The organism is Streptomyces sp. NPDC003011 (assembly GCF_053591515.1).
Window position 1 is genome coordinate 1 of the sequence record NZ_JBSFTY010000120.1, and the last position, 20640, is coordinate 20640.

Sequence of the window (20640 nt, forward strand, 5' to 3'; positions counted from 1 at the left end):
GGATGAGACCCACGAAGGGCACGGTCCGCAGCATCTGGACGGGAGCGTCCACGAGGTCCTCCCCGAGACGGGCGCGGACCCGACACCGCAGGCGTCGCAGAGGGGCTCCTCGATCCAGTCGGCGAGCACGGCCAGGTCGTCGAGCGAGAGCGCCGGCCGCGCCCGGACGTCCTCGACCGAGACGCCGCCCTCCGAGACCACGGCGAGCGCGTCGACCCGGGCGCCGTCGGTGAACTCCAGCCGGACCTCGAACCAGGACGTCGTGCCCTCGTCCTCCCGCACCTGCCACGCGGGCCGCACGGACACCGCGCCGTCTCCCGGGCAGCGATCAGAAAGATGAAGAAAGGATGCTTCTAGCACACACGCAACGTAACCGCATGATCACATTCCATACGAACGGACACGCGCGCCCGTCCCGCGCGCGGCCCCCTGTCAGCGGAGCCGATGCGGTGCGATCCTGGAAGTGGCTCCTGAGGATCCCCCGCGGAAGGAGTTCCGCCGTGCTCCGTGTCGCCGTCGTCGGTTCCGGGCCGAGTGGGTGCTACACCGCCCAGAGTCTGGTCCAGCTGGATCCCGAGGTGCTCGTCGACGTCCTGGACCGGTTGCCGTGCCCGTACGGCCTGGTGCGGTACGGCGTGGCGCCGGACCACGAGAAGATCAAGTCGCTGCAGAACAACCTGCGGACGGTGCTGGAGCACGAGCGGGTGCGGTTCCTCGGGGGTGTCCCTGTCGGCCCCGGCGGCGTGCCGGCGGCGCGGCTGCGGGAGCTGTACCACGCCGTCGTGTACTGCGTGGGCGCCGCCACCGACCGGCATCTGGGGATCCCCGGGGAGGATCTGCCGGGGAGCTGGTCGGCGACGGAGTTCGTGTCCTGGTACAGCGCGCACCCCGACTCCGCGGCCGACGGCTTCGTGTCCGGCGCCCGGTCCGCGGTGGTCATCGGCGTCGGGAACGTGGCCGTGGACGTCGCCCGGATGCTGGCCCGGGGCCCGGCCGAGCTGAACCCGACCGACATGCCGCAGGCGGCCCTGGCCGCACTGTCCGCGAGCCGGGTGACCGACATCCACATGGTGGGCCGGCGCGGCCCCTCCCAGGCCCGCTTCACCACCAAGGAGCTGCGTGAGCTGGGCGCCCTGCCGGGCACCGAAGTCGCCGTCGACCACCAGGAGCTGGCGCTGGACCCGGCCTACGACGATCCCTCCGCGCTCTCCCCCGCCCAGCGCCGCAACGTGGAGGTGCTGCGCGGCTGGGCGGCCGCCCGGGGCCAGGAATCCGCCCCCCGGGCCCAGGAGTCCGCCCCCCGCCGGATCCGGCTGCGGTTCTTCCTGCGGCCCGTCGAACTCCTCGCCGATGCCGGGCGGGTGGGCGCGGTGCGCTTCGAGCGGACGGTGCCGGACGGACACGGCGGGGTGGCGGGCACGGGCCGGTTCGAGGAGATCGAGGCCCAGCTGGTGCTGCGCTCGGTGGGCTATCGCGGAGTGCCGCTGGAGGGGCTGCCGTTCGATCCGGCGACCGGCACGGTGCCCCAGCTGGCCGGCCGGGTCCTGCGCGAGGGCGTGGTCGCGCCCGGCGAGTACGTGGCCGGGTGGATCAAGCGGGGCCCCACGGGCGTCATCGGCACCAATCGGCCGTGCGCCAAGGAGACGGTGATCTCGCTGCTGGAGGACGCCTCCGTCCTCGTCCGCGACGACCTGCCCGGCGACCCTCTCACGGCGTTGCGGGCCGACGGGATCCGGCCGGTCGAGTGGGCGGGGTGGCAGGCGATCGAGCGGGCCGAGGCGGAGCTCGGGGCTTCGCTGGGGCGCGGGGTGGTGAAGCTGCCGGACTGGGCCTCCCTGCTGGCAGCGGCCCGGCCGACGACTTCGTAGGGGCGTGGCGGACAGCCGGGTGGGCATGACACACATCGGCAACAGCACCGAAATCAACAAAATGTTCAAGCCTCGTACGGTCTCGTGCTGTTCGCATGTTCCCAGCCACCCGCCGCTCTGGAGTGCCCATGGCAACGACCGCACCCGTGCATCCCGTGGACGAGGTCCCACCCGTACGACAGCTGGCCGCCTTCGGTCTGCAGCATGTGCTCGCGATGTACGCGGGCGCGGTGGCCGTGCCGCTCATCGTGGGCAGCGCGATGAAGCTGTCGGCCGCGGACCTGGCCTACCTGATCACCGCCGACCTGCTGGTGTGCGGGATCGCCACGCTCATCCAGTGCATCGGGTTCTGGCGCTTCGGCGTCCGGCTGCCGATCATGCAGGGCTGCACGTTCGCGGCGGTGTCGCCGATGGTGCTGATCGGCACGACGGGCGGCGGACTGCCCGCGATCTACGGCTCGGTGATCGTCGCGGGACTGGCGATCATGCTCCTGGCGCCGGTCTTCGGGCGGCTGCTGCGCTTCTTCCCGCCGCTCGTCACCGGCACGGTGATCCTGATCATCGGCATCTCACTGCTGCCGGTCGCGGGCAACTGGGTGGCGGGCGGCGCCGGGGCGGAGGACTTCGGGGAGCCGAGGAACATCGCGCTGGCCGCGTTCGTGCTGACGGTGGTGCTGGGGGTGCAGCGGTTCGCGCCGGTGTTCCTGAGCCGGATCGCGGTGCTGATCGGCATCGTGGTCGGCTTGGCCGTGGCCGTGCCGTTCGGGTTCACGGACTTCGGCGGGGTCGGGGACGCCGGCTGGGTCGGCGTCAGCACGCCGTTCCACTTCGGCGCGCCCACCTTCGAGACCTCGGCGATCATCTCGATGCTGGTGGTGGCGCTGGTGACGATGACGGAGACGACCGGTGACCTGATCGCGGTCGGCGAGATGACCGACCGCAAGGTGGAGCCGCGCTCGCTCTCCGACGGCCTGCGCGCCGACGGCCTGTCCACGGTCCTCGGCGGCGTCTTCAACACCTTCCCGTACACGGCGTACGCGCAGAACGTGGGCCTCGTCGGCATGACCCGCGTCCGCAGCCGCTGGGTGGTGGCCGTCGCGGGCGGCATCCTCGTCCTGCTGGGGCTGCTGCCCAAGCTGGGCGCGGTGGTCGCGGCGATTCCGGCGCCGGTGCTCGGCGGGGCGGGCCTGGTGATGTTCGGGACGGTCGCGGCGAGCGGCCTCAAGACCCTGGCCCGGGTGGACTTCCGGGACAACGACAACCTGACGGTGGTGGCCGTCTCGGTGGCGATGGGCGTGCTGCCGGTCGGCGTGCCGACGATCTACGAGAAGTTCCCCGACTGGTTCCAGACGGTGATGACCAGCGGTATCAGCGCGGGCTGCCTGACCGCGATCGTGCTGAACCTGCTCTTCAACCACCTTCCGGCGAAGGCGGCCTCAGACACCGCCCAGACGGACGGCCTGCCGGGCGGCGGCGTCGAGCAGGGCGTCGACAAGTCCCGGGAAGAGGTCGTCTAGATCGTCCCGGCGCAGGCCGTTCATCTTGGCCGTGCCCCGGTAGATCTGCCGGATCACCCCGGCCTCGCGCAGCACCCGGAAGTGGTGTGTGGTGGTGGACTTGGTGACGGGCAGATCGAAGTGGGAGCAGGACAGCTCGTCACCGTCGTCGGCGAGCTCCCGCACGATGCGCAGCCGCATGGGGTCGGAGAGCGCGTGCAGCACGGATTCGAGCCGGATCTCCGCGCGCGGGGGGTGCGGGAGGTCGCGGCTGCTGACGACGGGGGAGGTCACGGCGACTCCACTTGCTCGGGGAACCTCCATAGTACGAGATCCCTCGTAGTTTGACACATGACGTACTACGATGGTTATCGTACGAGTCGCCCCTCGGCCCCGCGACGATTGGAGCAGCTCACCATGAGCTCCCTCTTCCAGCCTCTCAGCCTGCGTGACGTGACCGTCCCGAACCGGGTCTGGATGCCCCCGATGTGCCAGTACTCGGCGGCACCGGAAGGACCGGACACGGGCGCCCCCGATGACTGGCACTTCGCGCACTACGCGGCACGCGCGGCCGGCGGGACGGGGCTGATCCTCGTCGAGGCGACCGGCGTCAGCCCCGAGGGCCGGATCTCCCCGTACGACCTCGGCATCTGGAACGACACCCAGGTCGAGGCGTTCCGCCGGATCACCCGCTTCCTGGTGTCCCAGGGCACGGTGCCCGGCATCCAGCTCGCCCACGCGGGCCGCAAGGCATCGACCGACCAGCCCTGGAAGGGCGGTGCGCCGGTCGACCCCCAGGCGCACGGCTGGCAGCCGCTGGCGCCGAGCGCGCTCGCCTTCGACGAACGGCACCCGGTACCGACCGAACTGACGGTGGATCAGATCCAGCAGGTCGTCGGCCAGTTCGCGGACGCGGCCCGGCGCGCCCTCGCCGCCGGCTTCGAGGTCGCCGAGATCCACGGCGCCCACGGCTACCTGATCAACGAGTTCCTCTCCCCGCACTCCAACCACCGCACCGACGCGTACGGCGGCTCGTACGAGAACCGCACCCGCTTCGCTCTCGAAGTCGTCGACGCGGTGCGCGAGGTGTGGCCCGACGACAAGCCGCTGTTCTTCCGCATCTCGGCGACCGACTGGCTGGAGGACGGCGGCTGGACCGCCGACGACACGGTCCGCTTCGCCCGCGACCTCCGGGCCCACGGCATCGATCTGCTCGACGTCTCCACCGGCGGCAACGCCTCCGGCGTCCGCATCCCCACCGGCCCCGGCTACCAGGTGCCCTTCGCCGCCCGCGTCAAGGCCGAGACCTCGCTCCCGGTCGCCGCGGTCGGCCTCATCACCGACACCGGGCAGGCCGAGAAGATCCTTTCCAACGACGAGGCCGACGCCGTCCTGCTGGGCCGCGAACTGCTCCGCAACCCGTCGTGGGCGCGGCAGGCGGCACGGGAACTGGGCGCGGACGTGCACGTGCCGGACCAGTACCACCGGTCGGTCTGAACGGCACCGCGCACGTGCCGGACCAGTACCACCGGTCGGTCTGAACGGCACCGCGCACGTCCGCGCCCCGTCGCGGGGACGTCAACCCGCGGTGCACGCCGTCCCGTTGAGCGTGAACCCGGTCGGTGCCCCGCTGTTGCCCGCATGGCTCGCCTGATACCCGATGCTCACGCTCGCGTTCGGCGCGATCGTCCCGTTGTACGAGGCGTTCGTCGCCGTCACCGCCCCGGACGCCGGCGCGTACGTGGCTCCCCAGCCGTTGGTGACGGTCTGGCCGGCGGGCAGGGTGAAGCCGAGCCGCCAGCCGTTGACCGAGGTGGTGCCGGTGTTGGTGAGGGTCACCGAACCGGTGAGGCCCGTGCTCCAGGCGCTGGTCGTGGCCGTCACCTTGCAGGCCGCCGGCTGGGGTTGGGGCGCGGGCCCCGAACTGTCGAGACCGAAGAAGGTCAGGGCACGGGAGGCCATGCCGTTGCTGTAGAGGTTGTGGCCGATGCCCTGGAGGCTGATCGCCTCGACGGGGGCGCGGTCACCGGTGGCCCCGTAGCGGGTGCGGGTCCAGCCGGGGGCGGGTGAGTCGGTGGCGGCCGGGGTCTGGCTGACGCCGAGCACGTTCGTCCACTGCTCGATCTCCTCCCCGAAGTTGGGGTAGCGCAGCACGTCGTCCTCGGTGCCGTGCCACACCTGCATCCGCGGCCGGGGTCCGGTGTGGCCCGGGTGCGCGGCGCGGACCAGGTCGCCCCATTCCTGGGGGGTGCGGGTCACCGTGCCGTTCGCGCACGCGCTGTTCCACTCGGAGCCGTCGGTGGTGGCGAAGCAGCCGAACGGCACTCCGGCGAAGGCGGCACCGGCCGCGAACACGTCCGGGTAGTCCCCCAGCAGGACGTTCGTCATCATCGCGCCGGAGGAGATGCCGGTGGCGAAGATTCTGCCCGGGTCGGCGGAGTAGGTGCGGGTGACCCAGTCGACCATGGACTTGATGCCGACGGGGTCGCTGCCGCCGTCCCGCTTCAGCGCCTGCGGCGAGGCGACGTCGAAGCACTTGCTGGCGCGGGTGACCGAGGGGTAGACGACCACGAACCCGTAGCGGTCGGCCAGCGAGGCCCACTCGGTGTTGGTGTACATGGCCGGTCCGGAGCCGGTGCAGTAGTGCACGGCGACCACGACCGCCGGGCGCGCGGTGACGCTCTCCGGCACGTACAGGTACATCTGGAGGTTGCTGGGGTTGCTGCCGAACCCGGTGACCTCGGTGAGCGTCGCGGCGGGCACCGCGACGGCTTCCCGGGGGCGGGCCGTGGCCGACGGCGCGGTGAGGACGGTGGCCGCGAGCAGCGGCACCAGCGCTCCGAGGAGCGCCACGAGCACCGAGCGCACCGAACGCAGCGGTCGCCCGGCGGTGTTGCGGGGGGTGGTGGACACGTCCTGGTCCTTCCTGGTCGCGGCTCTGGGGACGTGGTACAGGGTTCCGTCAGCGGTACTCGGTCAGCGGGCGGAGTCGGTCCGGGTCAATGGGGCAAGGAACCGGGGCAGTTGGGGGCAGTCGCCGCTCGCCGCCGGGTCCGTGCCCTGGTAGGGGAAACAGTCGGCACGGGTCGATGGTGAGGGTCTGGTCGAGGCCGTCCCGGACGGATCAGCTCGCCGTGGCTGAAATCCTTGGTCCAGGCGGGCTGTCCGGCCTCGGAGGTCACGTTGTCCGCCCGGACGAAGGCATTCGTGGCGCTCTCGCCGATCCGGTAGACGTTGCTCGTGACGACGGCGGGCTCGCCGTCAGAACGACCTGGGGCGGCGCGGCGGCGTACCGGTTGCCGATGTTCGGATGGGCGTCGAGGAAGGTCTGCGGTGCCAAGGCCGCCCGCGCCGTCGGGCCCTTCGCCGAGACGACCCGATGAGCGGCGTCCGGCTCGGGGCTGATCCGGGGACCGGTCGAGGACCGGCTGAGGGAGCGGGGCAGCTGCGCGGGCCGGCCGGACCGGGAGTCTCCGGCAGCGGCCGGACCGGGTGCCAGGGCGGTCATGGCCACGGCCACGGCCAGTAACGCGAGCACCAGACCACTGATGAACGTTCGCACGCATACGTGGAGTCGTCATCGACTCACCCCTCTCGGAACGGGAGCGCCGCCCGCCGAGCATCGTGGCATGGACATGGCCGCCATGGAAGCGCTCCCACGCGCCGAAAGAATTCGGCCATCCGTTCCCAGGGGCCGGCCCTGTGCGTTTTGCGCAAAGCGTTGACTAGAAAGCGCTTGCCCCCTACGTTCCGTTCAGCAGTGTGACCGGGCCGCACCACCCCAGGCGGACATGGCCACTCTGCTCGTGCACAGCGATCAACATGGCGCACAAAGTTCACGTACATGACCAACCAAGCACCGCTGAAGGGACGCACCCGCATGCGTACTCTCCCCCCACGTACACAGGCGCAAAGATCCGCACTGGCCGCCGGTACGGCCGTTCTCGCGACGGTGGCCGTGCTGGCCGTCCCGCAGCCGGCCGGGGCCGCCGAGACCTCCCCCATCGGTTTCGGCGCCGGAACGACCGGCGGCGGCAGTGCCACTGCGGTCACCGTCTCGACACTGAGCGCCTTCAAGACGGCGGTCACCGGTGGCTCGGCCAAGGTCGTCAAGGTCAACGGCCTGATCTCGCTGAGCGGCCAGGTCGATGTCGGCTCCAACACCACGGTCCTGGGCGTCGGTTCGTCGTCCGGGTTCACCGGGGGCGGGCTGCGGCTGAAGAACGTCAGCAACGTCGTCATCCGCAACCTGAACATCAGCAAGCCGCTGGCGCCGTCCGACGGTGTCACCGTCCAGGCGTCGACGAAGGTGTGGATCGACCACAACTCCTTCTCGGCCGACCGTGATCACGACAAGGACTACTACGACGGCCTGCTGGACATCAACCACGGGTCCGACAACGTCACGGTGTCCTGGAACACCTTCAAGGACCACTTCAAGGGCTCGCTCGTCGGCCACAGCGACAGCAACGCGGGCGAGGACACCGGGCACCTGAAGGTGACGTACCACCACAACCACTTCAGCAACATCTTCTCGCGCATCCCCAGCCTGCGCTTCGGTACCGGGCACTTCTACGACAACTACGTCGTCGGCGCCGACACGGCCGTGCACTCCCGTATGGGCGCGCAGATGCTCGTCGAGAACAACGTCTTCCGCTCGACGAAGATCGCGGTCACCACGAACCGCAGCAGCGACGTCGACGGATTCGCCAACCTGCGCGGCAACGACCTGGGTGGAGCCGCCACCGAGGTCTCGCAGGTCGGCACCTTCACCACCGCTCCCTACAGCTACACCGCCGAGCCCGCCTCGTCCGTCGTCACCTCGGTGACGAGCGGCGCGGGCGCCGGAAAACTCTGATCGACTCCCCCCGCACAGAAGGAATCGGGACATGACTTCTGCAGCACAACCGCGCGTCCGCGGACGCGCACTGACCGGCTCACTGACCGCACTCGGCCTCTCGGGTGTCATGATCATGACATTCAACGCCCCCACGGCGAGTGCGGCGACCTGGCCGACGCCCGCCAGCAGCCAGGCCGTCAGCTCGACCATCTCGGTGTCCGGCGTCCGGGACGGCGGCATGGTGCGGTACTACGGCAGCGGCAACCTGGCCGGTGACGGCCAGGAGGAGGGCCAGGACCCGATCTTCAAGCTCGCGGCCGGCGCGACGCTGAAGAACGTCATCATCGGCGCGCCCGGCGCCGACGGCATCCACTGCGAGGGCAACTGCACCCTCCAGAACGTGTGGTGGGAGGACGTCGGCGAGGACGCCGCGACCTTCCGTGGCGGCTCCACCTACACCGTCACCGGCGGCGGCGCCAAGAAGGCCGCCGACAAGGTCTTCCAGCACAACGGGCCCGGCACCGTGAACATCTCCAACTTCGCCGTCAGCGAGTTCAAGACGCTGTACCGCTCCTGCGGCGACTGCTCCACGCAGTACACGCGCAAGGTCAACCTCAGCAACATCGAGGTGACCGGAACAGGCTCCACCGCGCGGCTCGTCGGCATCAACGTCAACCGCAACGACGTGGCGACCCTGCGGGGCATCACGATCCTCAACGACGCCAGTCGCAAGGTCGTGCCCTGCCAGAAGTACAACAACACCACCGCCGTCGGGACGGGCCCCGACAGCACGAACTGCCTGTACAGCACCTCGGACATCACCTACAGGTAGTCCGCCCGCCCGGTACCGCCCGGCCGTACGAAGCGTCCCCGCACGGCGCTTCGTACGGCCGCCGTGTCAGGTGCGCCGGGCCTGCTGCGGCACGGTCTCCGCGAGCTCTTCCCGGTAGTGCGTGTACGCGGTGCGCAGGTCCGTGCCCGGCCAGTCGTCCGGCAGGAGTCCGGGCGGCAGGACGGGGTCGGCGAGCAGGTGGCGTACGACGGCCGCGAAGGCAGTGAGCCGGTCGGCGGGCCGCTCCGCGCGGGCGGCGTGGGCCAGCAGCGCCCGGGCCGTGGCCGCCCAGGCGTCCAGCGGCCACAGGTCCGCCGCCAGCTCGGGTGCCGGACGGCCGGTGCGGGCGCCGTAGCTCTGGGCCACCCGGTCGAGGTCGTCCGGGAGCGGTCTCAGCAGGTTGGCGGGCCGGAGCCAGACGCCCTCGCGGAGTTCGGCGAGCCGGAGAGCGGTCAACCGGGCGCGCAGGCAGGCGCGTTCGGCGGGGCCGCGGCCCGTGGCGGTGATCACCACCATCTCCCAGTCGCCGTCCCACGCGCGCGTGCGGGGGTGCACGGCCTCGTCCTGACGGCGCTGCCGCGCGAGCAGGCGGTCACCAAGCGGGGCCCGGCCTTCACCGCGGAGGCCCTGTTCAGCGAACTCACCCTGGCGCGGGGAGCGGGCGCCCGGCTGGACACGGCCGTGGTGCGCCTCAGGACGCGACTGGCGGAGACGTCCGAGGCGAGCGCGCGGCGGCTGGTGGAGCGGATGGCCCTGATCCTTCAGGCCTCCCTCCTCGTCCGGCACGCCCCGCCCGCCGTGGCCGACGCCTTCTGCGCGACCCGGCTCGGCGGCGACTGGGGGCACGCCTTCGGCACGCTTCCCGAGTCCGCCGGCCTGACCGCGATCCTGGCGCGTGCGCTGCCCGGCGGGCTCTGAACCCTCGCGTCGCCGAGAAGGACGAACGGCCGCTGAGAGGTGTGTCGGAGGCCGCGAGACGCCCGGCTGCCTGTCGAAGACGAGGACGCCGATCCGGGCGCCGTCCTCTGGGCGCCCCCGGTTTCTACACCATCTACGCCGTCACGCCATCTCGCCGTCATGCCGTCATGCCGTCCCGCCATCTACGTCGTCAACGCCCTCGTCTCCAGCCGCTCCGCCCTCGCCTCCGCCGGTCACGCTCCGCTCGCCCTGGTCCTGCCCACCGGCCGCTCGGCTCGTTCCGCTGACCGGGGGTCCTTGCTGCGAGGTCCGCTGGGGTCCGCCCCGCGCCCCCGCGCGCAGGTCGGCGCCATGCCCATGCCCATGCCCATGCCCACACGCACGCGTACGCGTACGGCCGGTGGCGAGATGGGCGGCTGGCGCCCGGTGCGTCCGGCGGGGACTCCCCGTGCTCAGCCCGTCGTGCGGCCCCACAGAGGGCCCAGCCGTGCCCACTCGGCGTCCCACTGCTCCATGCGGCCGCGTTCCAGGCGCCCGCGCAGGACCCGGCCTCCGACGAAGGGCAGCGTCCCCGCGCCGACGCCGATCAGGCCGCCGGTCAGGGCGGCCCGCAGGCGGGCCTGGGCGGCGGTGGCGGGCCTCGTCACCAGCGTGCCCCGCGGATCCGTCCAGATGGTGACCGGAGTGCCGGGAGAGCTGCCGGGGTCGACCCGGGCCTGGCCGGTGCGCGCGGAGCCGTCCGGCACGGTCCAGCGGACCTCGGCCCACACCTGATCGCCGCTGGGCGTACGGGAGTGCGTGGCAGCCGTGCCCGGCGCCTGTTCGGTGAGGTACGCCACCACGGGACGCCACTCGACGCGTTCCCGGGCCAGTCCGTGCTCGACGGTCCGGGCCGCCCCCAGACCGGCGAGTACACCGGCCAGCACGGTCAGTGCCCAGACACCGAGCACGACCCAGGCCTCCACCACGTCGGCGCGGCGCTTGAGCGGATTGCGCCGCCAGCGCCACAGCCACACCCTCGGACCACGGAACGCCATCGAAGGCAGCCTCCTCAGGAGCACACGGACATGCCGGACCGCCCTCCCATACGGGAGCCGCGTCCCGGATGCTCACGGCGGGTCCCCCGGCTCCGCGGTCGCCCCTGGCCGCGCCCGCGCCGCGTCGTGCGCGACCCGGCCCGCAGCTCCCTCCGATCGGTCATCACCGCCGTGCTGACCTGCGGCGAAGCCGTTTGCGGGGGTGACTGTCAGTGGTGGGGTGCAGACTGGCGAGTGTCTGGGACAAAGACGTCGCGGAGGTGACCGGCATGACCGAAGTACTGCTCGCCGTGGGCACACGCAAAGGCCTGTTCATCGGGCGCAGGCGGGACGGCGCCTGGAAGTTCGACGAGAGTCCCCACTTCAACGCGCAGGCGGTGTACTCGGTCGCCATCGACACCCGTGGGGGCCGTCCGCGGCTGCTGGCCGGCGGCGACAGCGCGCACTGGGGCCCCTCCGTGTTCCACTCCGACGACCTGGGCCGGACCTGGACCGAACCGGCGCAGCCGGCCGTCAAGTTCCCGCCGGACACGGAGGCCTCACTGGAGCGGGTCTGGCAGCTCCACCCGGCGGCCGCGGAGCCGGACGTGGTGTACGCGGGCACGGAACCGGCCGCGCTGTACCGCTCCGAGGACCGCGGCGAGAGCTTCGAGCTCGTCCGTCCCCTGTGGGAGCACCCCACCCGCTCCCGGTGGGTGCCGGGCGGCGGCGGTGAGGGCCTGCACACCGTGCTCACCGACACGCGGGATCCGCGCGCGGTCACGGTGGCCGTGTCGACGGCCGGGGTGTTCCGTACGAAGGACGGCGGAGCGAGCTGGGAGCCGTCCAACTCCGGCGTCTCCGCGGTCTTCCTGCCGGACCCGAACCCCGAGTTCGGCCAGTGCGTGCACAAGATCGCGCGGGACGCGGCGAACCCGGACCGGCTGTATCTGCAGAACCACTGGGGTGTGTACCGCAGCGACGACGCGGGGGCGCGCTGGACGGACATCGGCGAAGGCCTGCCCTCCACGTTCGGCTTCGCGGTGGCGGCCCATCCCCGCCGGGGCGACACGGCGTACGTGTTCCCGATCAACGCCGACGCGGACCGGGTGCCCGCCGACCGGCGATGCCGGGTCTACCGGACGGAGGACGCGGGCAAGAGCTGGGAGCCGCTGACGGCGGGTCTGCCCCAGGAGGACCACTACGGCACGGTGCTGCGGGACGCGATGTGCACGGACGACGCCGACCCGGCCGGAGTGTACTTCGGCAACCGCAACGGCGAGGTGTTCGCCTCGGCCGACGACGGCGACAGCTGGCGGCAGTTGGCCTCGCATCTGCCGGACGTGCTGTGCGTCCGGGCCGCGGTGCTCGGATGAGCCGGACGGGGTTGCGGGCCGGCGGGGATGACGGCCTCGGCCACTTGTTGATCTCCGGTGCCCGTACGGCCGTAGGGTGACGCCACGGTGAGCGGCACGGACGGGTGCTGCTCAGCGGCGTCCCGTCGGCCCGCACCGACTCGGGGCGGGCTCGTCCACCACACCCTCGTGCTGGAGGACGCCTTCGCCCCTCGGACCCGTCGGCCCGGTCCGGCCCCGGGGCCGACGGGAGCTGCCCCCGCCGCGCGAGGAGCGGCGCGTGCCGCCGCGCGGGCCGTCGCACGGATCACCGATGCGTATGCCGGCGATCCTCCTCGGCGGGGCGTCGTGTCACGGTGAGCCCTCTCGGTCCGGCCGTTGATGACCGGGAGGGGACGCCGGCCCGTCCTCCGATTCCATGTCGGGAAACATGAGGAGAAGTTTTCTTTCCACCGCGCTCAGCGGAACGTCCGGACGCAGCCGCTCCGGGTGACCCGGCGGGGGCCCCTCCAACGGCGTTTCGGACACGGGAGGAATCCACACCCATATCCGGCCGAAGGCGATGAGGGATTCCTGTACCGCGCGCAGCAACCAGACAGAGAAGGAAGCCATTCATGCAGGGTGTGCTGTTCGGCCAAAGCCCCGCCAAAGCTTCTTCCCGCGCGCTCCGAGGCGCCTGGCGGCGCCCTCCTGGAGCCGGGATATCCGGACGCGGTGGGTCCGGATATCGCGCCTGCCGGACGTCACCCCGCCCGCCATCACGAGAATGTAGGCTGGCGGTATAACATGAGACAGCCTGGATATACCGTGCAAAACGGGCGCAGTTTTCCGCCACAAAGCGAAAGGCGACCTTGCGGAGCAGTGTCCGGCGGCTATTTTATGGCCGAGAAGCATCGTGCGGCCTGAGTGTGTGGTCTGGAGTTACTTAAGCGCTTGCGTACCCCGGCGGCACGCAAGCTCACGGGGGTGAGTATTCCGGCATGCCTTTTGTGAGTCGTGGGAGAGAACTCGGGATCTTGAAGGCGGCTCTTTCCAGTTGCGGCCACGGGCCGTGGAGAACGATCGTTGTCGCCGGTGGCGTGGGCGCCGGAAAGAGCGCGTTGCTGCACGCCTTCACCGAACACGCCATGGCCGAAGGCGCCACCGTGCTCAGCGCTCAGGGGCGGGCGGTGGCCGCCGACCCGCCCATCTCCCTGTTCCACCAGTTGGCGGCGCAGATGTCCTCCTTTCTCCCGGAAGGCCGGCCCACACCCGCCTCCTCCGCGATGCAGTTCGCCACGGCACTTCCCCGACTCGCGCACGACGGCGGCTCCGTGGTGATCTGCGTGGACGACGTCCAGGAGATTCCCTGGTCACAACTCGACTTCCTGCTCCAGACGATCACCTGGCACCGCAACCGGCACATTCTGCTCGTCATCGCGGACTGCCCGCACCTGCTGCACCGGGAATCACCGGCCAAGGCCGACCTGAGGCGTCCCGACACCCAGCGCATGCAGCTGGATCCGCTGGACGAACGCGGGGTGAGCGAAATGATCGCGGCGGAGGCCGAGCAGCCGCACCGGCAGTGGGTACGGCTGCTCCACCACCTGAGCGGCGGAAGTCCTCTCCTGCTGAGCGCCCTGCTCGAGGATTTCAAAAGCTCGGACATGAAGCTGCCACCGAGCGGAATGGAACGATCCGCGGAACTCCGAATGTACGGACAGGCGGTCATGTCCGTACTACATCGCAGCGGCACCACGGCCGTGGAAATCGGGCATCTGATGTCCGTGCTCGGCGATTCGGCGTCATCCGATCTGCTGTCGCAGATGAGCGGCATTTCGCCCTCTCTGATCGATCCGCAGCTCGCGGCGCTCCGGCTCTCCGGCGTTGTCGACGGAATGTCTTTCCGGCACCGGACCGCCCAGCAGGCGGTTCTGGCGGACGTGGATCCGCCCGTCCGGATCGAGTTGCACAAGCGGGCCGCCGCCGCGCAGTACGGCACCGGTTCACCCGCCACGGACGTGGCGCGGCACCTCCTCGCGGCCCGGCACACGGAGGAACCGTGGCAGCGGACCGTGCTGCGAAACGCCGCGGAGACAGCCATAGGCGAGGAGGACATCCGCCTGGCCGTCAAGTGCCTGGAACTCGCTCTGGAGGGCTGCTCGGAGGCAGCGGACCGCATCGAGATCTTCATGCGGCTGGCTCTGATCACCCTGCGGGTGAATCCCACGGCCGTGGAGTCCCGGTACCTGCCCGAACTCCTTGAGGCCTTCCAGGGGGGAACCATGCCGGGCACGGCCTGCGACGGCCTCGCGGACCTCCTGTTCGGCTGCGGCCGGCTCGAAGAGGCCTTCACGGTCCTGCAGAAACAGGGCGCGGAGACCAGTGCGGGGGACGTCAGAGCGGGCGACCACCCCAACATCGCGTGGCTCTGGGCCTGGTCCAGTTTCCGCTCCCCCACACGCCCGGACGAGCGGCCGGGCACACGGGCCGGGCAGGCACCGCACGAATCGGCCACGGCCTTGTTCCGGACATCAGAAGGATCGTTTCTGATAGGGGACCATGACGACTGGGCCACCGCGGCCGAGAACCTCCTTGAGGTCTCCGCTCTCTCCGACGCCACCGTGTGGTCGCTGTCCAGCGCGGTCAAAGCCCTGATCATCACCGATCGGCTGGAGTCGGCGTGGCGCTGGTGCGAGCGGCTGGTCAAGGAGTCCGCCGCGCGTGAAGCCCCTGGCTGGCAGGCGGTGTTCGCCCTGCTCCAGGCCCTCGTCGCGGTGCGCCGGGGAAAGCTGGCGGCAGGTCTGGCCTGCGTGCGTCTCGTGCAGGACGTCATCACCGAGCGCAGCAGCGCGATGGCCTGTGCCGCGGAGTCCACTCTCGCCGCCCTGCACATCGAGACGGGGCGCTACGACGAGGCCGCCCGGGTGTTCGCCAAGCCCGTACCGCCGTCCTGGGAGAAGAGCGTCTACTGGCTGAGCTACCTGCGGGCGCGGGGCTGTCTCCTGCTTGCCACGAACCGGCCGCACGCAGCGCTCTCCGACTTCCTGCGGATCGGCAAACTGGCCGATCGGTTCCATGTCGATCACCCCACGCTGGTCCCCTGGCGGCTTTTCGCCGCCGAGGCCTGGCTGAGTCTCGGGCATCCGAAACAGGCGGCGCACATGCTCGCCGAACACGCCGCGCAGGGCCCGCGCAGGGTCGGCCGGAGCCATGCCATGGCTCTCCGGCTCCAGGCTGACCTGGCCGAACCGCACGAACGGCCCGGGGTGCTCCTCAAGGCCGCCCACGAGTTCCACGGGTCGGGTGACCGGCCCGAACTGGCGAGGACACTGATCGAATTGGGCGAGGCTCTGTGGGCGCTCGGCCATCGCACCTGGGCCGTCGAGGCCCGGCGCACGGCCGTCCAGATCGCCCGGTCGTGTCTGCACGACGCTCCGACGATCCCGCAGGAACGGGCGGAACCGGACCCTCCCCCGGACCGGTCCCCGGTCCCGGCCCCGCACCAGCAGCTCACCCGGGCCGAACACCGGGTGGCCGGGCTGGTGGCGCAGGGCCTGACCAACCGCCAGGTCGCCGGCCGGCTCCACATCACCGTCAGCACGGTCGAACAGCACCTCACGCGCATCTACCAGAAACTCGGCATCACCCACCGCAACGAGATCGACACACACCTCGGGACCCGCACGGCGTGACCACCAGGACCTCACTGACCGCACTGGCGCGGGCGACGGACCCCCCGCACTCCTTTAGCGGAGCTTTGTCGGCGTTTCAACCCGAGTCCCTACCTTCACGGACGTCGGAGGAACCCGAGAACCCCAGGTGCGCTCTCCACCGTGTGCCGCGCTCTCGCACCCGGGAGGGCGGAGGAAGGCATGGCCACGGTGCCCACTGAGATCCCGATCGACGACACGTGGCTGCGCCGCTTCGGCGCGGCCCACCGGCCGAGCGTGCGACTGGTCTGCCTGCCCCACGCGGGGGGCGCCGCCAGCGCGTTCTTCCCACTGCACAGGGAACTGCCGCCGTCCGTCGACTGCCTGGCCGTGCAGTACCCGGGCCGTCAGGAACGCCGCCACGAACCGCCGTTCCGCACGGTGCGCGCACTGGCCGAGCGGATCGCGGCGGTACTCGAACCGCTGACCGATCTGCCGCTGGTCCTCTTCGGGCACAGCATGGGCGCCGTCGTAGGTCTCGAGACCGCCGGACGACTGGAGCGCGACGGCGTCAACCCGCCGGCCGGGTTCATCGCCTCGGGCCGGCACTCGCCCGCCGTCCCCCGCCACGAGACCGTGCACCTGCGGGACGACGACGGGCTGATCGCCGAGATCACCGCGCTGAGCGGTACCGATCCGCAGATCCTGGCCGACCCGGACATGCGAGGCATGATCCTGCCCGCGCTGCGCGCCGACTACACGGCCGTGGAGACCTACCGCCATGACTCCCGGTCCGTACTGAGCTGCCCGGTCACCGTCTTCACCGGCACCAGCGATCCGCGGGTCACCGACGCGGAGGCCCGGGCCTGGGAGCCGCTGACCACGGGCGGCTTCCGCGTCGAGCGGTTCCCCGGCGGCCACTTCTACCTCGACGGCGCGGAGCGAGCCGTCGCCGCCGCCCTGCTGCGCGAGCTCCACTCGTTCTCGAACAGCGCCTCGGCCTCTGCCCGTTGACCGTTGTCGCGGACGCGACCCGTTTGACCGTCCCAGGGCGCCGGCAGGGTCCGGAACGCGGTGGTACCCGCGCCATGGCCGTGGGACCGAACCCGGAAGGACCCGTTCATGCACACCATCGACGATCTTGTCGTGCTGATCCGTGACGAGCTGGGGCTGCCGGTGTCCGTCCAGGACGCCGAGCGCCCCCTGGACGAGATCGCCGGCTGGGACTCCGTCCATCTGCTCTGGCTGACCGCGGCACTGGAACGCCGTACCGGCCGCAGTGTCTCCATCCCGGACCTGCTGGAGGCCGAAACCCTCGGCGGCATCTACCGGGTGGCGGTGGCGGCGTGAGCGGCTCCCGGTTCCCCGCCGAGCGGCGCCACACCCTCTACCACTGCGACGAGATCCGCTCCGCCGCCCCGGTCTACCTCGACACCGAGGTGGACATGACCGCGGTCGGACACCACCGCACGGCGGCCCGGGGGGAGGGCCGGCGGTACTCGGTGGTGGCCTACGTCCTCCAGGCGGCGGGCCGGGTGCTGGCCAGCCATCCGGAGGCCAACGCGGCCATCCGGGGCAGAATCCGCCCCCGGATCGCGCGCTATCCCTCGGTCAGTGGCAAGGTGACCTTGGACAAGACCCTCGGCGGGCGCCGCGTCGTCCTGGCGACCGTCGTACCGGAACTGGAACGCTCGAGCCTGGACGCCGTGCAGCGGCAGGTGGACCGGTTCCGGGACGGGGATCCCGACCGGATGCCGGAGTTCGAGCCCGTCCGCAGGCTGCACCGGCTGCCGGTGCCGGTCGGGCGGCTGCTGTTCCGGCTGGCGACCCGCTCGCTGTCGCACCGCACCGAACTGGTGGGCACCGTCGCCGTCACCTCGCTCGGCCATCGCCCGGTGGACGGCTTCCAGTCGGTCGGCGGTACGACCGTCACACTCGGCGTCGGACGCGTCGTGGACCGCGCCGTCGTACGGAACGGCGCCGTGGTGGTGGCTCCGGTGATGCGCCTGAGCCTCGCATTCGACCACCGGGTCATCGACGGGGCCGAGGCGGCCGATGTGCTGGCCGAGCTCAAGGTATTCCTGGAGACCTACGTCTCGGACACGACCGGGCCCCATGACGGGGACCAACCCGTCGCCACCCGGGCCACGGACCGCCCGACCACCTCGGCCTCCGGCCCCTGATCGCGCCGCGCCACCACCGATGCCGCGGGCCCGCATCCCTGTAGCGGGCCCGCGGCATCGGTGTCCCCAGGCTCAGTCCAGGCCCAGCTCCCGGTCGATCAGCGCGAACATCTCCTCGTCGCTGGCCGCCGACAGTTCCGCGCCGGACCCTTCGGCTCCCGCACCCGCACCCGCACCCGGAGAGTCCTCCAGCTGCCACAGCAGGGACCGCAGCCGCTTGGCGAACCTCGACCGCTCCCCGTCGTCGAGGGTGCCCGCGGCCAGCATGCCTTCGAGTTCGCCGAGGCTCCCCGCGCCGGCGTCGGGCTCGTCCGCCACGGAGGTGCCCGGCAGTTCCCCGTCCAGCAGGGCGGCGAGCGCCTCGGGCGTCGGGTTGTCGAACACCGCGGTCGCCGAAAGGCGCAGGCCGGTCGCTCCGTTGAGGCGGTTGCGCAGTTCCACCGAGGCCAGCGAGTCGAAGCCGATGTCCCTGAACGTGGCGTCGCGTGGCACAGCGTTCGGCGATCCGTGCCCGAGCACCACGGCGGCGTGTGTGCGCACCAGTTTCACCAGGGCCTCGGTCCGCTCCGCCGGCGGAAGTTCCGCCAGCCGACCGGCCTGCGCCCCGCCCGCCTCGGCCGACGGATCCGAACCGGCGGCCCGGCGCGCCACCGGCCTGATCACCTTGCGCAGCACCGCCGGTACCTCGACGCCCTGGTCGGCACGCGTGCTCAGCCGCGCCGGCACCACCACGGGCTCACCCAGCGTGAGGGCCGCGTCGAACAGAGCCAGGCCCTCCTCCGTGGCCAGCGGCAGAATGCCGCTGCGGCTCAACCGGGCCACGTCGGCTTCGCCGAGGTGCCCGGACAGCTCGCTCTCCTGGGCCCAGTACCCCCAGGCCAGGGAGACCGCCGGGAGACCGAGCGCATGGCGGCGCTGTGCCAGGGCATCCAGACCGGCGTTGGCCGCCGCGTAGTTGCCCTGGCCCGCCGTGCCGAGGGTGCCGGCGATCGACGAGAAGAGCACGAACCGGCTGAGGTCGAGATGCCTGGTCAGCTCGTCCAGGTGTCCGGCCGCCTCCACCTTGGGGGCGAGGACCCGTGCAACGGCGTCGGCGTCCAGGGCCTCCAGGGTGCCGTCGGCGGTCACTCCGGCCGCGTGGACGACCGCGGTCAGCGGATGCTCGTCCGGTACGCCGTCCAGCAGCCGCGCCACGTCTGCGCGCCGCGAGACATCACACCCGGCCACGGTGACCTCCGCCCCGAGCTCCGTCAGCTCGGCACGCAGATCCGCCGCTCCTCGCGCGTCCGGGCCGCGCCGGCTGGTCAGCAGCAGATGCCGTACGCCGTGGACGGTCACCAGGTGCCGGGCGACCTGGGCCCCCAGGGCGCCCGTGCCGCCGGTGATCAGTACCGTGCCGTCGGGGTCCAGGGGGGCCGGCACGGTCAGCACGATCTTGCCGACGTGCCGCGCCTGGCTCATGAAGCGGTACGCATCGGGTGCGCGGCGCACGTCCCAGGTCCGCACGGGGAGCAGGTCGAGGACGCCGGCCTCCAGCAGTGCCACGATCTCGCCGAGCATCTGCCGGATCCGGTCCGGGCCCGCCTCCATGAGGTCGAACGCCTGGTAGGTGACACCCGGATGACGTGCTTCCACGCCGGCTGCGTCGCGGATGTCGGTCTTGCCCATCTCCACGAACCGCCCGCCCGGAGGGAGCAGTCGCAGCGAGGCGTCCACGAACTCCTGGGCGAGCGAGTTGAGGACGACCCGTATCCCTCCGCCGGAGACCCGCGAGAAGCGCTCGGCGAAGTCCAGGTCGCGCGAGGAGGCGATCCGCTCCTCGGGCAGACCCAGCTCACGCAGCAGATGCTGCTTCGCCGGACTCGCGGTCGCGTACACCTCCGCTCCCCAGTACCGCGCCAGTTGCACGGCGGCCATGCCGACGCCGCCGGTCGCGGCGTGCACCAGCACGGATTCGCCTTCCGCCAGGCGCCCCAGGTCGCGCAGACCGTAGTAGGCGGTGAGGAAGACGACCGGCACCGCCGCCGCCTGCGCGAACGTCCAGCTCTCGGGCATCGGGACGAGCATGCGCTCGTCGGTGACGGCGACCGGCCCGAAGGAGTGGGGCAGCAGGCCCAGCACGCGGTCACCGGGAGCGAGTCCGCTCACCCCGGGGCCTACTTCGGTGACCACGCCGGCGCCCTCGCTGCCCATCACCTGCTCGCCGGGATACATCCCGAGTGCCATGAGGACGTCCCGGAAGTTGAGCCCGGCCGCCCTGACGGCCACGCGGACGGTACCGGGGGCGAGCGGCTCGGCCGCCTCCCCGCAGGGAACCAGCCGGAGCGACTCGATGGTGCCCGGCTCGGTGGTGTCCAGCCGCCACGGTTCCGTACCGGCGGGAGCGGACAGGGGCGGACCGTCACGCAGGTGGGTGAGGTGGGGGGTGTGGGGGGTGCCGTGGTGGAGGGTGAGTTGGGGGGTGTGGGTGGTCAGGGCGTGGGTGAGGGTGTGGGGCAGG

General features: G+C 71.5%; 16 protein-coding genes and 2 pseudogenes. 11 read left to right on the forward strand and 7 right to left on the reverse strand.

Annotation, left to right across the window (positions count from 1 at the left end; genetic code table 11):
• Positions 1-306 (reverse strand): DUF6214 family protein (locus ACWD0J_RS37815; RefSeq protein WP_451500405.1); only part of this gene is annotated, 306 nt, incomplete at its 3' end.
• Positions 307-500: 194 nt separating this feature from the next.
• Here ACWD0J_RS37815 and ACWD0J_RS37820 point away from each other — a divergent pair.
• Both ACWD0J_RS37820 and ACWD0J_RS37825 read left to right on the forward strand, forming a co-directional pair.
• Entirely contained in the window at positions 501-1868 is a 1368-nt protein-coding gene (locus tag ACWD0J_RS37820; RefSeq protein ID WP_451500406.1) for an FAD-dependent oxidoreductase, read from the forward strand.
• Between the two features lie 128 nt (positions 1869-1996).
• Positions 1997-3385, forward strand: coding sequence for a nucleobase:cation symporter-2 family protein (locus ACWD0J_RS37825; protein WP_451500407.1), 1389 nt, complete (start codon positions 1997-1999; stop codon positions 3383-3385).
• Here ACWD0J_RS37825 and ACWD0J_RS37830 read toward each other — a convergent pair.
• Complete coding sequence (locus tag ACWD0J_RS37830; RefSeq protein WP_451500408.1) at positions 3305-3658, reverse strand: ArsR/SmtB family transcription factor; 354 nt, start codon at positions 3656-3658, stop codon at positions 3305-3307. The genes ACWD0J_RS37825 and ACWD0J_RS37830 overlap by 81 nt on opposite strands.
• 123 nt (positions 3659-3781) lie before the next feature.
• On the opposite strand from ACWD0J_RS37830, the gene ACWD0J_RS37835 reads away from it, so the two are divergent.
• Positions 3782-4861, forward strand: coding sequence for an NADH:flavin oxidoreductase/NADH oxidase (locus tag ACWD0J_RS37835; protein WP_451500409.1), 1080 nt, complete (start codon positions 3782-3784; stop codon positions 4859-4861).
• An 81-nt stretch (positions 4862-4942) separates the two neighbouring features.
• Here ACWD0J_RS37835 and ACWD0J_RS37840 read toward each other — a convergent pair whose 3' ends face one another.
• On the reverse strand, positions 4943-6277 hold the full coding sequence (locus tag ACWD0J_RS37840; protein WP_451500410.1) for an extracellular catalytic domain type 1 short-chain-length polyhydroxyalkanoate depolymerase: 1335 nt from the start codon (positions 6275-6277) through the stop codon (positions 4943-4945).
• A gap of 967 nt (positions 6278-7244) precedes the next feature.
• Between ACWD0J_RS37840 and ACWD0J_RS37845 the strand changes: the two genes are divergently transcribed.
• Both ACWD0J_RS37845 and ACWD0J_RS37850 read left to right on the forward strand, forming a co-directional pair.
• A complete protein-coding gene (locus ACWD0J_RS37845) occupies positions 7245-8222 on the forward strand; it encodes a pectate lyase family protein (protein WP_451500411.1) in 978 nt (325 codons plus the stop codon).
• Between the two features lie 31 nt (positions 8223-8253).
• A complete protein-coding gene (locus ACWD0J_RS37850) occupies positions 8254-9036 on the forward strand; it encodes a pectate lyase (RefSeq protein ID WP_451500412.1) in 783 nt (260 codons plus the stop codon).
• Positions 9037-9102: 66 nt separating this feature from the next.
• Here ACWD0J_RS37850 and ACWD0J_RS37855 read toward each other — a convergent pair.
• Positions 9103-9636: pseudogene (locus ACWD0J_RS37855) on the reverse strand (PaaX family transcriptional regulator C-terminal domain-containing protein); the annotation flags it as partial.
• On the opposite strand from ACWD0J_RS37855, the pseudogene ACWD0J_RS37860 reads away from it, so the two are divergent.
• A pseudogene (locus tag ACWD0J_RS37860) lies at positions 9637-9954 on the forward strand (DNA alkylation response protein); the annotation flags it as partial.
• Between the two features lie 452 nt (positions 9955-10406).
• Here ACWD0J_RS37860 and ACWD0J_RS37865 read toward each other — a convergent pair.
• Entirely contained in the window at positions 10407-10991 is a 585-nt protein-coding gene (locus ACWD0J_RS37865) for an Rv1733c family protein (RefSeq protein WP_451500413.1), read from the reverse strand.
• A gap of 212 nt (positions 10992-11203) precedes the next feature.
• On the opposite strand from ACWD0J_RS37865, the gene ACWD0J_RS37870 reads away from it, so the two are divergent.
• Positions 11204-12346 (forward strand): WD40/YVTN/BNR-like repeat-containing protein, encoded by a 1143-nt coding sequence (locus ACWD0J_RS37870; protein ID WP_451500414.1) that lies wholly within the window; start codon positions 11204-11206, stop codon positions 12344-12346.
• Between the two features lie 330 nt (positions 12347-12676).
• Here ACWD0J_RS37870 and ACWD0J_RS37875 read toward each other — a convergent pair whose 3' ends face one another.
• Positions 12677-12937 (reverse strand): DUF6059 family protein, encoded by a 261-nt coding sequence (locus tag ACWD0J_RS37875; protein WP_451500415.1) that lies wholly within the window; start codon positions 12935-12937, stop codon positions 12677-12679.
• A gap of 368 nt (positions 12938-13305) precedes the next feature.
• Between ACWD0J_RS37875 and ACWD0J_RS37880 the strand changes: the two genes are divergently transcribed.
• The 4 genes from ACWD0J_RS37880 (at position 13306) to ACWD0J_RS37895 (ending at position 18140) form a co-directional block, all read left to right on the forward strand.
• Positions 13306-15999 (forward strand): LuxR C-terminal-related transcriptional regulator, encoded by a 2694-nt coding sequence (locus tag ACWD0J_RS37880; RefSeq protein WP_451500416.1) that lies wholly within the window; start codon positions 13306-13308, stop codon positions 15997-15999.
• 180 nt (positions 16000-16179) lie between these two features.
• Positions 16180-16971, forward strand: coding sequence for a thioesterase II family protein (locus ACWD0J_RS37885; RefSeq protein ID WP_451500417.1), 792 nt, complete (start codon positions 16180-16182; stop codon positions 16969-16971).
• Between the two features lie 108 nt (positions 16972-17079).
• On the forward strand, positions 17080-17307 hold the full coding sequence (locus tag ACWD0J_RS37890) for an acyl carrier protein (protein ID WP_451500418.1): 228 nt from the start codon (positions 17080-17082) through the stop codon (positions 17305-17307).
• Positions 17304-18140: a 2-oxo acid dehydrogenase subunit E2 gene (locus ACWD0J_RS37895; protein ID WP_451500419.1), complete on the forward strand. Its 837-nt coding sequence runs from the start codon at positions 17304-17306 to the stop codon at positions 18138-18140. Before ACWD0J_RS37890 ends, ACWD0J_RS37895 begins: the two co-directional genes overlap by 4 nt.
• Before the next feature lie 72 nt (positions 18141-18212).
• Here ACWD0J_RS37895 and ACWD0J_RS37900 read toward each other — a convergent pair.
• A partial coding sequence (locus tag ACWD0J_RS37900) for an SDR family NAD(P)-dependent oxidoreductase (RefSeq protein WP_451500420.1) occupies positions 18213-20640 on the reverse strand: 2428 nt, incomplete at its 5' end.

Excerpts from the sequence above, each read along its gene's own strand:
- ACWD0J_RS37825 (WP_451500407.1), top strand. The coding sequence starts at position 1,997 with ATGGCAACGACCGCACCCGTGCATCCCGTGGACGAGGTCCCACCCGTA.
- ACWD0J_RS37835 (WP_451500409.1), top strand. The coding sequence starts at position 3,782 with ATGAGCTCCCTCTTCCAGCCTCTCAGCCTGCGTGACGTGACCGTCCCG.
- ACWD0J_RS37845 (WP_451500411.1), top strand. The coding sequence starts at position 7,245 with ATGCGTACTCTCCCCCCACGTACACAGGCGCAAAGATCCGCACTGGCC.
- ACWD0J_RS37850 (WP_451500412.1), top strand. The coding sequence starts at position 8,254 with ATGACTTCTGCAGCACAACCGCGCGTCCGCGGACGCGCACTGACCGGC.
- ACWD0J_RS37865 (WP_451500413.1), bottom strand. The coding sequence starts at position 10,991 with ATGGCGTTCCGTGGTCCGAGGGTGTGGCTGTGGCGCTGGCGGCGCAAT.
- ACWD0J_RS37875 (WP_451500415.1), bottom strand. The coding sequence starts at position 12,937 with ATGGCTTCCTTCTCTGTCTGGTTGCTGCGCGCGGTACAGGAATCCCTC.
- ACWD0J_RS37880 (WP_451500416.1), top strand. The coding sequence starts at position 13,306 with ATGCCTTTTGTGAGTCGTGGGAGAGAACTCGGGATCTTGAAGGCGGCT.
- ACWD0J_RS37885 (WP_451500417.1), top strand. The coding sequence starts at position 16,180 with ATGGCCACGGTGCCCACTGAGATCCCGATCGACGACACGTGGCTGCGC.
- ACWD0J_RS37890 (WP_451500418.1), top strand. The coding sequence starts at position 17,080 with ATGCACACCATCGACGATCTTGTCGTGCTGATCCGTGACGAGCTGGGG.